14 protein-coding genes are annotated in these 15,390 nt (G+C 70.4%); 10 read left to right on the top strand and 4 right to left on the bottom strand.

All coding sequences use genetic code 11. The features are described from left to right. Window positions 1-155 precede the first annotated feature (155 nt). The gene (locus ACQ0O7_RS00160) at window positions 156-707 is read left to right on the top strand and encodes a YbaK/EbsC family protein (RefSeq protein ID WP_430779757.1); all 552 of its coding nucleotides are present in this window, start codon (window positions 156-158) and stop codon (window positions 705-707) included. Window positions 708-736: 29 nt separating this feature from the next. On the opposite strand, the gene ACQ0O7_RS00165 is transcribed toward ACQ0O7_RS00160, so the two are convergent. The 4 genes from ACQ0O7_RS00165 to ACQ0O7_RS00180 all read right to left on the bottom strand — a co-directional run bounded on the left by ACQ0O7_RS00165 (window position 737) and on the right by ACQ0O7_RS00180 (window position 4,695). Next, window positions 737-1,378, bottom strand: coding sequence for a DsbA family oxidoreductase (locus tag ACQ0O7_RS00165; RefSeq protein WP_430779625.1), 642 nt, complete (start codon window positions 1,376-1,378; stop codon window positions 737-739). 130 nt (window positions 1,379-1,508) lie between these two features. After that, window positions 1,509-1,946 (bottom strand): SufE family protein, encoded by a 438-nt coding sequence (locus ACQ0O7_RS00170; protein WP_430779626.1) that lies wholly within the window; start codon window positions 1,944-1,946, stop codon window positions 1,509-1,511. A 430-nt stretch (window positions 1,947-2,376) separates the two neighbouring features. After that, entirely contained in the window at window positions 2,377-2,769 is a 393-nt protein-coding gene (locus tag ACQ0O7_RS00175; protein ID WP_430779627.1) for a CBS domain-containing protein, read from the bottom strand. Between the two features lie 192 nt (window positions 2,770-2,961). After that, the gene (locus tag ACQ0O7_RS00180; protein WP_430779628.1) at window positions 2,962-4,695 is read right to left on the bottom strand and encodes a proline--tRNA ligase; all 1,734 of its coding nucleotides are present in this window, start codon (window positions 4,693-4,695) and stop codon (window positions 2,962-2,964) included. A gap of 88 nt (window positions 4,696-4,783) precedes the next feature. Between ACQ0O7_RS00180 and ACQ0O7_RS00185 the strand changes: the two genes are divergently transcribed. The 9 genes from ACQ0O7_RS00185 (at window position 4,784) to ACQ0O7_RS00225 (ending at window position 15,366) form a co-directional block, all read left to right on the top strand. Then, complete coding sequence (locus ACQ0O7_RS00185) at window positions 4,784-5,683, top strand: sulfurtransferase (RefSeq protein ID WP_430779629.1); 900 nt, start codon at window positions 4,784-4,786, stop codon at window positions 5,681-5,683. Window positions 5,684-5,767: 84 nt separating this feature from the next. Beyond that, window positions 5,768-6,343: an RNA polymerase sigma factor gene (locus tag ACQ0O7_RS00190; protein WP_430779630.1), complete on the top strand. Its 576-nt coding sequence runs from the start codon at window positions 5,768-5,770 to the stop codon at window positions 6,341-6,343. After that, window positions 6,340-7,176, top strand: coding sequence for a zf-HC2 domain-containing protein (locus ACQ0O7_RS00195; protein WP_430779631.1), 837 nt, complete (start codon window positions 6,340-6,342; stop codon window positions 7,174-7,176). Before ACQ0O7_RS00190 ends, ACQ0O7_RS00195 begins: the two co-directional genes overlap by 4 nt. Further along, a complete protein-coding gene (locus tag ACQ0O7_RS00200) occupies window positions 7,173-8,033 on the top strand; it encodes an ABC transporter ATP-binding protein (protein ID WP_430779632.1) in 861 nt (286 codons plus the stop codon). The genes ACQ0O7_RS00195 and ACQ0O7_RS00200 overlap by 4 nt, the downstream gene beginning before the upstream one ends. After that, a complete protein-coding gene (locus tag ACQ0O7_RS00205) occupies window positions 8,030-9,490 on the top strand; it encodes a hypothetical protein (RefSeq protein WP_430779633.1) in 1,461 nt (486 codons plus the stop codon). Before ACQ0O7_RS00200 ends, ACQ0O7_RS00205 begins: the two co-directional genes overlap by 4 nt. Next, window positions 9,487-10,173, top strand: coding sequence for a hypothetical protein (locus tag ACQ0O7_RS00210; protein WP_430779634.1), 687 nt, complete (start codon window positions 9,487-9,489; stop codon window positions 10,171-10,173). The genes ACQ0O7_RS00205 and ACQ0O7_RS00210 overlap by 4 nt, the downstream gene beginning before the upstream one ends. Window positions 10,174-10,205: 32 nt before the next feature. Then, window positions 10,206-11,957 carry an HSP90 family protein gene (locus ACQ0O7_RS00215; protein WP_430779636.1) on the top strand — a complete coding sequence of 584 codons (1,752 nt, stop codon included), beginning with the start codon at window positions 10,206-10,208 and terminating at the stop codon, window positions 11,955-11,957. Further along, complete coding sequence (locus ACQ0O7_RS00220; RefSeq protein ID WP_430779637.1) at window positions 11,957-14,728, top strand: tetratricopeptide repeat protein; 2,772 nt, start codon at window positions 11,957-11,959, stop codon at window positions 14,726-14,728. Before ACQ0O7_RS00215 ends, ACQ0O7_RS00220 begins: the two co-directional genes overlap by 1 nt. Before the next feature lie 32 nt (window positions 14,729-14,760). Beyond that, window positions 14,761-15,366, top strand: coding sequence for a TetR/AcrR family transcriptional regulator (locus ACQ0O7_RS00225; RefSeq protein WP_430779638.1), 606 nt, complete (start codon window positions 14,761-14,763; stop codon window positions 15,364-15,366). The last annotated feature ends 24 nt before the right edge of the window (window positions 15,367-15,390 follow it).

The following is a 15,390-nucleotide window of genomic DNA, read 5'->3' on the forward strand; positions in this document are numbered from 1 at the left end:
CCACCACCGGTTGTTCTGTTGCTGACCGGCCGTGGTGAGGCCGGTCGTTGCCGGGCTGGTGGGTCGACTGCGGGTGGGCTGGGCCGAGCGCCGGAGTGAGATGTGGGGTGGGTCGGTGTGCCGATGCCGTCTGGGTGGGCAAGGATGACGACATGATGGGAAGCCTGCAGACCGAATCCGCCCAGTCGCGTACCGACCTGCTCGCCCCGCCGGTGGCCAAGGCGCTGACGGTGTGGCCGGTGGAGGGCCCGATCGACGCCGATCAGGTGCTGGTGGCGCCGATCGATCCCACGCTGGCGGATACGGCCGCGTTCTGTGAGGCGTATGGGGTGAGCCTGGCCGAATCCGCCAACTGTGTGATCGTCGCCGGTAGCCGCGGTGGGGTCACCCGGTATGCCGCCTGCATCGTGCTCGCCACCACGCGGGCTGACGTCAACGGCGTGGTCCGGCGTCACCTCGACGTGCGTAAGGCGAGCTTCGCGCCGATGGACGACGCCGTCTCGCTGACCGGAATGGAGTACGGCGGGATCACCCCGATCGGCCTCCCCGCGGACTGGCCGATCCTGGTCGACTCCCGGGTGGTGGCCGTCCCGCACGTGATCATCGGTTCCGGTGTCCGGCACAGCAAGATCGCCATCGCGGGCCCGGCGCTCGGTGCGCTACCGAACGCCGAGGTGATCGACGGCCTGGCGCGCGAGGTGTCCTGACGGGTGTTGATGATGTTTCACGTGAAACATCATCGTCCGGCGCTGGCATCCTCGCGCCGGGTGATCTCCTCGAAGGCCGACAGCAGGGTGCTCGACTCCTGTGCGCCCGGCACGGCGTACTTGCCGTCGATCACGAACGTCGGAACGCTGGTGATCCCGAGTTCTCGCGCCTCCTCGATGTCGGTGTGCACCGCGCTCGTGCCGGCCTCCGACTCCAGGTAGGCCAGCGCCTCGGAGGCGTCCAGCCCGACCGAACCGGCGACCGATGCGAGTGCCGGCGACGCGCCGATGTCGATGCCGTCGGTGAAATGCGCCCGCTGCAGGGCATCCAGCATGTCCGCTTGGCGCTCGTGTGTCGCGGCCCAGCCGATCAGTCGATGCGCGTCGAAGGTGTTGGCGGCGATCGCCCGGTCGAAGTCCAGCGTTAGGCCCTCACTGGCACCGATCGCTGTCACCTGGGCGAACATCTGCTCCACCTGCTCCGGTCCACCGAACTTCGCGGCCATCACCGCCTTGAGGGGGAGGGGCTCCGACACCGGTGAGGCATCCAGCTGATACGCCCGGTAGGTCACCGTCACCGCACCATCGAAGGACCGTAGCGCGTTCTCGAGCCGACGCTTACCGATGTAGCACCACGGGCAGATCACATCGGACCAGACCTGAATATCCACGTCACTCCGTCTTGAGGGGATCGTCGCAAAGCCGGTGCCCGGCTACCGCAAAGCGGGTGACCAGCTACCGCAGAATGGGTGACCGGGGCACCGTAGAGCCGGTAAGTGGCCTCGGCAAAGTCGTGAGCGGTCAGTCGTGGGCCGCGGTCTGCTCGGCGACCTGCCGCTTGAGACGGGCCAGGACCGCGGTCCCGCCCCGCACCCGCAGCGGGCTGATCGCCTGGGACAGACCCATCCGGGCATAGAGATCATCCGGTACGGCCAGAACCTGCGCCGTGGATGCCCCAGCGAGTCCTTCCGCGAGGATGCCGGCGAAAGCGCGCGTGGTCGGCGCCTCGGGCGGGCAGTCGAAGTGGGTCACCACAGTGTCGTCCGGCTGCACGATCGCCTTCAGGAAGAACTGCGTCTGACACTCCGGAACCTGCTCCATCCCCTCGTGCCCGACAAGATCGGCGGGCAGGGCCGGCACCGCGTCGGAGAACTCCAACAGCATCTCCAGCACCACGTCCCGAGGCGCGGAGGCGAACTCGTCAACGATCTCGGCCAACTTCGGCGGCATGTCACTCACGATCTCGACCCTACGCGCGCCCCGGCGAACAACCAGTCGCGGTCCGACCGCCTCGCCCGCCCCGATCCGGTCTGTTCGTGCGCCACGGGCCAGTCCAATCACAGCGTCGGACCGGCCTGCCTGTCCTGCAGCGCCGGACCGGCCTACCGTCCGGCGGTATCCGATCGGCCTACCATCCGGCGGCGTCGGATCGGCCCACCGTCCGGCGGTGTCGGATCGGCCCACCGTCCGGCGGCGTCCGATCGGCCTACCCATCCGTCACGATCCGGGTCGGTCTGGCCCACCCCTTACGGACCGGGCCGGTCGCCTCACCCGTTGCGGTCCGGGTCGGTCGGCCCGCGCGGTTTGCCCGCCTGTCATGGACCGGGGCACATACCTCTTGCGGAACGGTCCGTGGCGTGCAAGCCGGTGTCGGGCGCCGGTGTCGGGGTCAGGCGGCCGCTGACGAGAACGGAAGCAGGGCGATGTCGCTCAGGCTGAGGATGCCGACCAGGTTGCGGTCGGCGTCGCAGACGAGCAGGCGGCGTACGCCCCGATCCCGCATCGCGTGGACGGCTTCCTCCACGGTGGCGCTCTGCTCGACCATCAGCAGTTCGCGAGAGGCGATCGAACCGAGAGTGGTGGTGGCCGGCGCCTGATGCTCGGCGACCGCCCGGATCACGATGTCGCGGTCGGTCACGATGCCGGCGAGTGTGGCGCCCCGGGTGACGACCACGTCGCCGATCCGCTGGTCCCGCATGGCCTGCGCCGCCTCGTCCAGCGGTGTGTCCTCCGGCAGGTAGACGACCTGCCGGGTCATCGCGTCAGCGACCAGCCTGACCATGCCTCCGCCTTCCACCGCCACTGAATACCGTCACTACTGAATACGGTCACCGGCAACCGCCGTTACCGCCGACTCCTGTACCGCCGGACGCCGTCGCCGACTTCCACCGAACGCCGTCGCCGGCGAAACGCCGTAGTACCGAACGCCGTCAGCACCGTATGCCGTTGCCGGTGAAACACCGTCACCGCGCAGTTACCCGAGGTCCGTCGTGATTACACCCACTACGTCATCGAGGGGTACATCCTTCCGTTTTTGAGTGCGCCGCTCGCGGACCTCCACCCAGCCCTCGGCGAGACGCCGGCCCACCACCACCGCCCAGGGGACGCCGATCAGCTCGGCGTCGGTGAACTTGACCCCGGCCGACACGTTGGGCCGGTCGTCGACGAGAACGCGGACACCGGCCCGGGACAGAGCCTCGCCGAGTCGCAGCGCCGCCTCGACCTGACCGTCCTTGCCGGCCGCGACGACGTGCACGTCGACGGGCGAGACCGCCGCCGGCCAGACCAGCCCGCGATCGTCGTGATGCTGCTCGGCGATCGCGGCGACGGCCCGGGAGACACCGATGCCGTACGACCCCATGGTCGGCCGGACCGGCTTGCCGTCGGAACCGAGCACGTCGAGCCCGAACGCGTCGGTGTATCGCCGGCCCAGCTGGAAGATGTGCCCGATCTCGATGCCCCGGCGCATCGTCAGCGTGCCCTCGCCGCAGGCCGCGCACGGGTCACCGGCCCGCACCTCGGCGGCCTCGATCGTCCCGTCGGGGGTGAAGTCGCGCCCGGCCACCACATTCGTCGCATGCCGGCCGGGCTCGTTGGCGCCGGTCAGCCACGCCGTGCCGGGGGCGACACGGGGATCGGCGAGATAGCGGATCTTGATGCCCTGCGGCCCGATGTAGCCCTTGACCAGGTCGGGCTGGGCGTCGAAGTCGTCGAACAGGGTTGCGGTGGCCGGCGACAGCGCGGCCTCCAGCCGTTTCATGTCGACCTCGCGGTCGCCGGGCACACCGATCGCCAACAGCTCCGGATCACGGCCGGGGTGGTGCACGGTGACCACCACGTTCTTCAGGGTGTCCGCGGCCGTCCAGTCGTCGCGGCCCCCGAGCCGCCGGCTGTTGGCCAGCTCGACCAGCGCGGCGATCGTCGGTGTCTCCGGGGTGTCGTGCACCTCCAGGGCGGGTGCGGTCACCGCCGGAACGGTGGGCACCGGCGTGATCACCGCCTCGGTGTTGGCGGCGTGGTCGCAGACGGTGCAGCCGACGAAGGTGTCCTCCCCGACCTCGGCCGCCGCCAGGAACTCCTCGGACGCCGAGCCGCCCATCGCGCCGGACGTGGCCGAGACGATGGTGTGCTCCAGGCCGATCCGGTTGAAGACGCGCTGGTAGGCGGCGCGCATCCGCCCGTACACCTCGATCAGTCCGGCCTCGGAGAGGTCGAAGGAGTAGGCGTCCTTCATCAGGAACTCGCGGCCGCGCAGCAGGCCACCGCGGGGGCGTGCCTCGTCCCGGAATTTCGTCTGGAACTGGAAGAGGAGCAGTGGGAAGTCCCGGTAGGAACCGGTCATGTCCCGCACCAGCAGGGTGAACATCTCCTCGTGGGTGGGCGCGAGCAGATGCTCGGCTCCGCGCCGGTCCGTCAGCGTGAGCAGGAGATCGCCATACTCCGCCCACCGGTTGCTGACCTCGTAGGGCTCGCGGGGCAGCAGCGCCGGGAACGCGACCTCCTGCCCGCCGACGGCGAGCATCTCCTCCTGGATCACCGCGCTGATCCGGTCGAGGACCAGTTTGCCGAGTGGCAGCATGGTGTAGCCGCCCGGAGCGGCGCGGCGGATGAACCCGGCGCGCACGAGGAGGCGGTGACTCGGCACCTCCGCGTCCGCCGGCTCCTCACGCAGGGTCTTGAGCAGCAAGGTGGACATCCGAAGCAACATGGAGCGAGCTTAGGCACCCGCCCTGACGAGTTCATCCAGTTATCCACAGGCGGGCGGGGACCACCTCCCGAGCGTTAGCGTTGACGGCATGTCCGTTTCGAACGATCCGGCGCAGGCGCTTCAGGCGTTCGCGCATCCCGAGAAACTGGTCACCACCGAGTGGCTCGCCGAGAATCTGGAAACGCCCGGTCTCGTCGTCGTCGAGTCGGACGAGGACGTGCTGCTCTACGACACCGGCCACATCCCCGGCGCGGTCAAGGTCGATTGGCATCTGGAGCTGAACGACCAGATCAGCCGGGACTATCTCACCCCAGCCGCGTTCGCCGAGCTGTGTGCGGCCAAGGGCATCGGCCGGGACGACACGATCGTCTTCTACGGCGACAACTTCAACTGGTGGGCGGCGTACGCACTCTGGGTCTTCAGTCTTTTCGGGCACCGCGATGTGCGGCTGCTCGACGGCGGCCGGCAGAAGTGGGCGGCCGAGGGGCGCACCCTGACCCGGGAGAAGACGGCCCGCCCGGCCGCCGACTATCCGGTCCCGGTCCGCAACGACGCCGAGATCCGGGCCTTCCGCGACCAGGTGATGGGGCACATCTCCAGCGGGCGCCCGCTGGTCGACGTGCGCTCACCCCAGGAGTACACCGGTGAGCTGACCCACATGGCGGCTTATCCACAGGAGGGCGCGCTGCGCGGCGGGCACATCCCGGGCGCGGTGAGCAAACCGTGGAAGTCGGCGGCGAACGAGGACGGCTCCTTCAAACCGCACGACGAGCTGATCAAGATCTACCGGGACGAGCTGGGCCTGGAGTCGGCGGACGACATCATCGCCTACTGCCGGATCGGTGAGCGGTCCAGCCACACCTGGTTCGTGCTGCGCCATCTGCTCGGCTATCCGCAGGTCCGCAACTACGACGGCTCCTGGACGGAGTGGGGCAACCTGGTCCGGGCTCCGATCGCGAAGGGGCCGGAACCCGGCGGTCTGAGCTGAGAAGAATCCCTGACGGCGCTGCCTCTCCGGCAGCGCCGTCTTTTTGCGTGAACCAAATCCGGGACCGTCGGCGATAGTCCAGATGTGCGACGGAGAAAGCAACCGGTGCCCCCGGTCAGCGAGCAGAGCAGCGATGCCGAGCTGCTGCGCGCCATCGCCGCCGAGCAGACCGCGGCGTTGCGGCTGCTGCACCATCGGCATGCCGGCTGGCTGCGCGCCCGACTGCGCCGTCGATGTGCCGACCCGGACGTCATCGACGCCGCCATTCAGGACACCTTCGTCGCGGTCTGGAGCGATGCGAAGAAGTATGAGGAGCGGTCCGCCGACGCCGCCGCCTGGCTGTGGACCATCGCCGTCCGGCGGCTCGTCTCGGCGCTGCGGGGCCCGGCCCACCGCTGGCTGATCGATCCGGCGGCCGATCCGGCCGACGACGTCGCCACCACACCGTCGGCTGAGGAGCTGGTGCTGCTCGGTGTCGAGCACGGCGCCCTTGGGCCGGCACTCGACCGGCTCTCCCCCGAGCTGCGCAGCCTGATCGAGGCGACCGCGCTCGACGGGCTGACCGTGCGGGAGGCGGCGAAACTGCTGGGCATCCCCGAGGGCACCGCGAAGACAAGGCTGATGCGCGCCCGGACGCGACTGAGGGAGCTGCTGGCATGACCACCGAATGGCACGTCGACCCAACCCTTCTCGGGCAGTACGAGCGCGGTGCTCTCGAGCCCAGCCGTGTGATGGCGGTCGAGGCGCACATGCTGGCCTGCGCCGACTGTCGCGGGCGGATTCCGATCGACATCACCTGGATGACCGGCAACTGGTCGATCGTCTACGACAACATCCACGCGCCCGAGCCGGGGCCGGTGCAGCGGCTGCTGACCCGGGCCGGCCTGCCCGAGCACCGCATCCGCCTGCTCACCGCGACCCCGGCGCTGCGCTGGTCATGGCTGCTGGCCACCCTTCTCGTTCTCGGGCTCGCGGTCTCCGCGTCCCTGCTCACCTGGACCGGGGACGGCACCGGAGCCGGTTATCTGTTCCTGATCCTCGCGCCGGTCCTGCCGGTGATCGCGGTCTCCGGGGCCTACGGTCCCTCCGTCGACCCGATGCACGAGATCACCGGCACGACGCCGGCGGCCGGCCCGGCCCTGGTGCTGTGGCGGGCGGTCTCGGTCGTCGGTGTCGCCTCAGTGACCACCGTGATCGCCGCGCTGCTGGTGTCCGGTCCGGTCTGGTTCGCGGCTGCCTGGCTGCTGCCCGCCCTGTTGCTCTGCATCGGATCCCTGGCACTGGCCACGGCCATGCCACTGCCCGCCGCGGCCGGCCTGCTCGGTGCGCTCTGGTGCACCGGCGTGCTCGGCGTCTATGTGACCCGGAGCGAGGCCTTCGTGCCGGTCATGTTCGGTCCTTCCGCACAACTCAGCTATCTCGCCGCGGCGCTGGTCGCCACGGTCGTCCTCATCCAGCGGCGTGGCCGCTTCGACCTGGGAGAGCGCCGATGACCACGGTGACCGTCAGCGGACTGTCCAAACGTTACGGCTCGATGATCGCGCTCGACGCCGTCGACATGACGATCGGCGTGGGCGTGACCGGTCTGCTCGGGCCGAACGGTGCGGGCAAGAGCACCTTCCTCCGATGTCTGGCCACCGCGCTCGGCCCGGACGACGGGACGATCCGGATCCACGGGTTCGACCCGTCCGTGCAGGAGCAGCGGACCGAGGTGCGCCGCCGGATCGGATACCTTCCCCAGAACCCGGGGCTCTACCCGAACTTCACGGCGTACGCCCTGCTCGACTACGTCGCCGTGCTCAAGGAGATCACTGATACCCGGCAGCGGCGGGCCGAGGTGCGGCGCGTGCTGGACGAGGTGGAGCTCACCGACCGGGCCCGGACCAAGGTGCGCAAACTCTCCGGCGGCATGCGCCAGCGCCTCGGTCTCGCCCAGGCGCTGCTCGGCGACCCGGAGCTGGTGATTCTCGACGAGCCCACCGTCGGTCTCGACCCCGAGCAGCGGATGCTGTTCCGGGCGCTGGTCTCGCGGATCGGTGAGCGGCGGACCGTGCTGCTCTCCACCCACCAGACCGAGGACGTCGGCGCTCTCTGCGAGCGGGTTGTGGTGATGAGCGGCGGCCGGGTGGTCTTCCAGGGCAGCCCTCGCGAGCTGGCCGGCATCGCCGCCGGGCAGGTGTGGCTCTCCGAGGCGCCACCGCGGGGCAGCGCGGCGTACTGGCGCAATGCCGACGGGTTCTACCGGACGATCGGCCGGCAGCCGGCCGGCGGTGAAGCGGCCCGGCCGACGATCGAGGACGGCTACCTGCTGCTGCTCGGCAGTGCCGTCGCCGTCGAGGTGACCCGATGACGCTCATCGCGGAGCGCCCGGCGCCGCCCGCACGGGTGGCGACGACGGCACTGGCCCGGGCCGAGGCCCGCCGGCTGTGGCACGACCCCCTCGTCTGGATCGGCATCGTGCTGGCCATCGCGTTGTGCCTGGTCTGGTCCTGGACCCGGATGCAGACGTGGGAGACCTTCCACGAGAACACCGGGATGGGGTCGATGGTGCTGGCGGCCGCGCTGCTGCTGGCCACCCACATGGCGGCCAGCCGCGATCAGCGGGCCGGTGCCGAGGAGAGCACCCGGACGATGCCCGCCGGTCCCGGGCGCCGCAGCATCGCACTGCTGGTGGCGGTGCCGGCGGCGGCGGCGATCGGTGCCCTCGTCTATGTCGTCGACCTGGTGCTGTTGCTGCCGTCTGGGCCGGCCGGAGCGTTCGATCCCTGGACCGCGCTGGTGCCGGCGGTCGTCCCGGCGATCGGTGCCGCCGTGGGGATCGCGGTGGGCCGGGCTCTGCCCCACCCGGCGGCCGGTGCGCTGACCATCGTCGGCTTCGTCGGGATCCTTTTCGCGCTCCTGATGGCGAATCAGAGTCAAGGCGACTGGGGAAACGTCCTGTTCCCCGTGCCGCTCTTCGGCTGGGGCGACTACGGCGTGGATTACGCCTTCGAATGGCACCTGCTCTACCTGCTCGGCCTGCTGGCGCTGGCTGTCGCCGCCGTGTGCCGGGAGGCGGTTCCGAAGGCTTCCGCGGTGATCGCTGTGGTGGCCGTGGTGGTTTCCGGTTTCGCCGTGCGACGGGAGGAGGCGGCCGCCCCGGATCTGTCCGACGCCGGAGCGTCCCAGCCGTTCACCACACCCGACATGCTGGTCTGCCAGACCCATGAGAGGGTGCGCTACTGCGCTCTTCCCGGATACGAGCACTGGATCGAGGAGTGGCGGCAGGCGGTCGAGCCGGTGTCCAGACTGCTGCCGGCCGACGCGGAGCGGCCGGCGATCCGGCAGATCTCCAGGTCGGACGACCACCGGCCGCTCACCCCGGGTCATCCGGAGCTGGTGGTCGGTGACACCTGGGGCCGGTTGGGGCGCTGGGCGGAGGACTCCCGGACGAGGCTGATGCGTGACTACGTCGCCACCTCGGTGGGGATCCTTCGGCGGGACGACCTGATGTCCTGGCGGAGTTGTGACGCTGGTGGCCAGCACCGGACGGTGGTCGCGCTGTGGCTGCTGGGGCAGGTCGCACCGGCTGAGCCGCTGACGGTTCCGCGGGTCCGGTACGGGTCGGCCGAGGCCGATGCCGCCGCGAGTCTGCTGGCCAAGCCGCAGGACGAGGTCTCGGCCCACCTCGCCGGCCGCTGGTCCGAGGTGCTCGACCCGTCGGCCACCGCTCTGGCCGGGCTCGGTGTGACGTTGACACCGCCCCCGATCCCCGCGGAGGAACCCGAGGAGACGTCGTTCGAAGCGGACCGGGGAGTCTGCCGGTGATCCTGACCCTGGCTGCGCACCTGGCCCGGGCGGTGCCGTGGTGGCCGTTCGCCGGTGCGGTGGCGTTGGCCGGGTTCGTGCAGTCGCCCACGCTGCTGGTCGCCGAGCCGCATCCCCGGATGGCGGTGACCGGTCTGCTGATCGGCGCGGGCGTGCTCGGGGCCGCTGCCGGGTTCGCCCTGCCGGACCTGATGGCGTCGACGGTGATCACCCCGGTTCCCCGGTGGCGGCGGCAGTGGCTGCGCCTGGTGCTGCTGCTGGTCCCGTCGATGCTGGTCTGGGTGGTGCTGCACGCCGCCGTGCGGGCCGGCGCCGGGCCGTCGGTGACCTGGCCGGCCGGGTTCGTGACCCTGCAGGCGGCGGTGTGCGGGTTGCTGCCGGTGGCGGTCGCGGCGGTCGGGGCGCGATATCGGGACGAGGCCGGCGGGGCCCTGCTCGGGCCGGTGGCGCAGGGCATCGCCATGGTGGTGAGCCTGTTCTTCACCGGCCGGAGTTCGCCTTGGTCGTTGCCGGTCGACGCCGACTGGACCACCGCACAGCGGGTCTGGCCGGTGATGTTGGCGCTGGTGGTGATCGTCCTGCTGCTGGCCAACCGGGAGACGGCCTGCCCGCCGAGGGGTCGGCGGCGGCCGGCGGCGGCCGGAGAAACGGGAGATTGGGGTCGGCGGGGGATATCGGTCTGATTTTGTCGGTGGTAAGCGGTACCGTGCCGCCCGTGAGCAACACGTTCCAGGTCGACCTGCGGGGCATCGTCGATCTGCTCAGCCACCACCTCTACGCGAGCCCCCGCGTGTATGTCCGTGAGCTGCTGCAGAACGCCGTGGATGCGATCACGGCCGTCGGGCCGGCGCATGACGGCGTGGTGACCATCGCCTCGTCCGACGGCACCGGTGACGGCACGCTGCGGATCGACGACAACGGTATCGGCCTCACCGAGGCTCAGGTGCACGAGCTGCTGGCCACGATCGGCCGGAGTTCGAAACGTGACGAGCTGGGGTTCGCCCGGCACGAGTTCCTCGGGCAGTTCGGGATCGGGCTGCTCTCCTGCTTCCTGGTCGCCGACCAGATCCGGGTGCACACGCGGCAGGCGGGGGCCGCGCCGGTGCTCTGGACCGGATATTCGGACGGCCGGTATGACGTGCGGCCCGGTGACGAGCGCGAGCCGGGCACCACCGTCACGCTGATCCCCCGGCGAGGTGCCGAGCACTACTTGACGGCTGAGGCGGTGACCGAGCTCGCTGGGACGTACGGCGGATTGCTCCCGGCCCGGGTGATGGTCGACGACCGCAAGGTGACCGTCGGCACCGTGCCGTGGAAGTTGCCGCCCGAGTCCCGTCTCGCCTACGCCGAGCGCACGCTGGGTTTCCGGCCGTTCGATGTGATCGAGCTGGATGTGCCGGCGGCCGGCTTGTCCGGGGCCGCGTTCGTGTTGCCGACGCCGGTGAACCCGGCGACGAGGGGTGGACATCGGGTCTACCTGAAGCGGATGTTGCTGTCGGAGAGCATCGAGGGGTTGTTGCCGGAGTGGGCGTTCTTCGCCCGGTGCGTGGTGGACAGCACCGAGTTGCGGCCGACCGCGAGCCGCGAGGCCCTCTACGACGACGGCCTGCTCGCCGAGACCCGTGAGGCGATCGCTGACCAGCTGCGGGGCTGGCTGGTGCGGTTGTCGACGACCGATCCGCGCCGGCTGGCGGCGTTCCTGCGGATTCACCATCTCGGGGTGAAGGCGCTGGCGTTGCACGACGACGAGATGCTGCGGCTGGTCGAGCAGTGGTATCCGATGCAGACGAACATGGGTGAGGTGACGCTCGCCGAGTTCCGGGCCCGGCACGGTGTGCTGCGGTACGCCTCGACGGCTGACGAGTTCCGGCAGCTCGCGGCAGTGGCCGCCGCCCAGGACATCGGGCTGATCAACGGCGGTTACGTCTATGACGCCGAGTTGATCCAGCGGCTGGCGCTCGTCGATCCGGAGGTGCGTGCGGAGCGGTTGGATCCGACCGATCTGACCACCCGGTTCACCGCGGTGGACACCGAGGCCGAGTTGCGGTTGCGCCCGTTCCTGGCGGCCGCCCAGCGGCGGCTGGACCGGCTGGGCTGCGAGGTGGTGGTGCGGGTCTTCGACCCGGTGACGCTGCCGGCGCTCTACCTGGTGAGCCGGGAGGCGGCGTTCCACGACGAGTTCACGGCGAGCCGTGATCAGGCCGACGACCTGTGGGGCGGGGTGCTGGACGCGTTGTCGCGCACGGTTCCGCCGGAGCGCCCGCAGCTGGTGTTGAACCACCGGAATCCGCTGGTCCGCCGGGTGGTGGCGCTCGGTGACGACGAGCTGGCGGGGCTGGCTGTCGAGTCGTTGTACGGCCAGGCGCTGATGCTCGGCCATCACCCGATCCGCCCGTCCGACGCGGCCCTGTTGACCACGTCGTTCCTGGGCCTGCTGGACCGGGCCGTCCCGGGGGAGGAGTCCTGATGAAGACGGCGCAGGAGCTGTGGGATCTGCTCGGCGAGGCGGATCATCTGCCGTACGGGTCGGCGCAGATCGCCGTGGTGGAGCAGGTGCTGCGGCACGTGGATTCGACTGATGACGCGGCGTTGCGGTTCTATGCGCGGCTGTTCGCGACGACGTCGTACATCTATGGCGGCGAGCCGGTGAAGGCGTTCCCCACCTTCTCCTGGTGCGTGTCCGATTTCGACCGTAACCCGAGTCAATACCACCAGCACTGGACCCACAACCTGCTGTGGCTGTTCAAGAACATGGTGAGTTCGCTGACCACGTTCCCCGAGGTGCCGTTGGAGCGGACCCGCGCGGTCCTGGACGACATGGAGCGCCGGTACCGGGAGGCGGGGCACGGCCTTCAGCCGGTGTTCAAGCACCGCTATCTGATCGCCCGGCATGTGGGTGACCGGGAGGCGGCCGAGGAGTGGTTCTCGAAGTGGCAGGCGGCTCCGCGGGATTCGCTGTCGGATTGTGCCGGCTGTGACCCGACGACGCTGGTCCGGCATCTGGCGGCGGCGGAGCGGTTCGAGGAGGCCGCCGAGTTGGCGGGCCCGGTGCTGGCCGGTGATCTGTCCTGTTCCGAGCAGCCGCAGACGATTCTCGGCGAGCTGATGACCGTCTACCTGAAGACCGGTCGCCGGCAGGACGCCGCGGACGCGCATCGCCGCTCCTACCTGCTGGAACGCAACAATCTGGCGGATCTGTGGGAGATCGGCGGGCACATCCGGTTCTGCGCGCGGACCGGTAACGAGAGCCGTGGTCTGGAGATCCTGCAGCGGCACATCGACTGGCTGGAGCGGGCGCCGTCGCCGGCCGCCGCGATGCATTTCGCCGCGGGCGCCGTGGTGCTGTTACGCCGGCTGACCGCGCGGGGGCACGGTGACACCCTGATCCGCCGGGCGGATCGCCCGGATGTCACGGCTTCCGTGCTCGCTGCCGAGTTGGAGAAGTTCGCGCTTGAGGTGGCGGCCCGGTTCGACGCCCGTAACGGCACCGATCACCAGAGCGGTGTGATCGTCGACGTGATGAATTCGGCGCCGTTCGAGGTGGAGTTGCCGTTGGCGGCGACGGCCCGGCGGGCGGCGGCGCCGGTCCCGGCACCGAGGGTGGAGCCGGAGGCGGTGCCGGTGGACGAGAGTGCCACCGCTGATGAGCTGCTGGACCTGGTCGAGCGGTGTCAGGACGAGGACCGGGACGAGGCGGCCCGGACGGTGCTGGCGGCGTTCGAGTCCCGGTTCGGGGTGCCGGAGGATCAGCCGCGGTACTGGTCGGCGCGGGGTTTCCTGCTGCCGGACGATCGGTTCGCCGAGACGGTGGCGGCGTGGGAGCGGGCCGCTGACCTGTTCGACGCGGCCGGTGACGCCGGTGAGGCGAGCATGATGCGAGCCCGGATCGCGGTGCTGCGGGCCCGTGACGTGGAGCCGACCGAGGAGCTGTTGGCCGTCGTCCGGGCGAACGCGGCCCATCATGACGAGCACGGTGACGCGAAAAGCCGGGCGAGCGCGTGGCTGCGGCTGTCGCAGATGTTCCGTCTGTTGGGCCGGCCGGAGGAGGCGAACGACGCGGGTGACCGGTCGGACCGGTTCGCCGCGGAGGTCGGTGACCCACGTCGGCAGGCGTATCACGCGATGGTGCGGGCGCATCACCGGGCGCTGGACGACCGGGGTGACGAGGCCTTGGCGGCGGCCCGGGAGGCGTGGGCGTTCTACCGGGAGCACGGCCCGGTCCAGCGCAGCGCCGAGGTGGCGACCATGGTCGGGCAGCTCAGTCAGGATGCCGAGGAGGTGGTGGCCGCGTTCGGCGAGACCATCGCGGCGGGTCTGGAGGGCCCGGCGCTGGGCGCCCGGCTCAACCGTGGGCGTGGGCTGATGGTGCTGGGCCGGCCGGTGGAGGCGGTCGACGAGTTCGCCGAGGCGATCGCGATCCTGAGCGGGCTGGACGACGGGGACGAGACCGGGATCTTCGCCCGGCAGGATCTGGCGCAGGCCTATTACCAGGCGGATCGCCCGGCGGAGGCGGCTGAGGTGGCGGAGGAGGCGCTGCTCGGGTTCGAGCGTCTGGGCCACGAGTCGGCGGCTGCCGACACCCGGTTCCTGCTGGCCGCGGTCTACCGGGATCTGGGTGACACGGACCGGGCGCTGGGCATCTACCGGACCCTGATCGAGGGGCTGGCGGACAATCCGGCCGGCCGGGGTCAGGTGGGTGAGCAGGCCGGTCAATTGTTGTACGACCTGGACCGGGACGCCGAGGCGGCACTGACCTTCCGGGCCGCCGCCGAGTCGTTGCACGAGTCCGGCGACCTGGCCGGTGAGCTGCGGGTGCTGCGTCGCCGGTTGATGGCGCTGAACTACGCCGATGACATGCCGCAGGCCGAGGAGGTCATCCGGCTGGGGCTGGGGCGGTTCGAGGAGCTGCCGGACGACCTGGCGGAGCAGCCGGGCGTACGGTGGAGTCGCTCGATCTTCGCCTTCGAGATCGGCAACCTCTATCTGCGCCGTGAGCGGTACGCCGACGCCCTGCCGTACCTTGCGGGTGCCCCGGAGCGGCTGCGGGAGATCGGTGCCGACGAGGAGGCGGACCGGATGGAGTGCATGGTCGCCGAGGCGCTGCTGCGGTCGGGTTCGGTGATGGAGGCGGAGCGGGTGCTGAGCCCGCTGGTGAAGCGTCTGGGGCCGGACTCCCCGGCCCGGGAGCTTGCGGTGAACCTTCACAACGAGGCTATCAATGGGCTGAACGACCGTTAAGCGCCGGCCCGGCTTCGGGTTACAGTTGCCAGGTGACGACGGTAGATCAGCGGCACCGGTCCACCCCGCCGGCGCCGAGGCGGCGGTCACGCCGCGATGAGATTCTGGAAATCGCGGTGGGCCTGTTCGCCTCCCGCGGCTATCACGGCGTGTCGATGGACGACATCGGCTCGGCGGCCGGCGTCACCGGCCCGGCGCTCTACCACCACTTCGCCGGCAAGGAGGCGATGCTGGTCGCCGCCCTGATCCCGGTCAGTGAGGGCCTGCTCGACGGTGGCCGGGAGCGGGTGGCCCGGCATCCGGACGACGATCAGGCCGCGCTCGTCGATCTGATCGACTTCCACGTGGATTTCGCGCTGGCGAATCCCGCGGTGATCGCCCTGCACCTGCACGAGCTGGACCGTCTGCCGGAGGATCCGCGCCGGCAGATCCGCAAGCTGCAGAGGTTGTACGTCGAGGAGTGGGTGGGCGTGCTGTCCCGGGTGCGTCCCGAGCTGCCCGCCCCGGAGGCCCGGGTGCTGGCGCACGCCGCGTTCGGCCTGATGAACTCGACGCCGTTCCTGGGCGGGGAGGTGGACCGGGTGCGCCGGGCCGCCCTGCTGCGGGACGCCACGATCCACGCTTTGACCGGGCGATAGATCCCACAAGGATGCGCCCGGCGA

Origin of the sequence: Actinoplanes sp. G11-F43 (assembly GCF_050589265.1) — a bacterium.
Classification (GTDB): domain Bacteria; phylum Actinomycetota; class Actinomycetes; order Mycobacteriales; family Micromonosporaceae; genus Actinoplanes.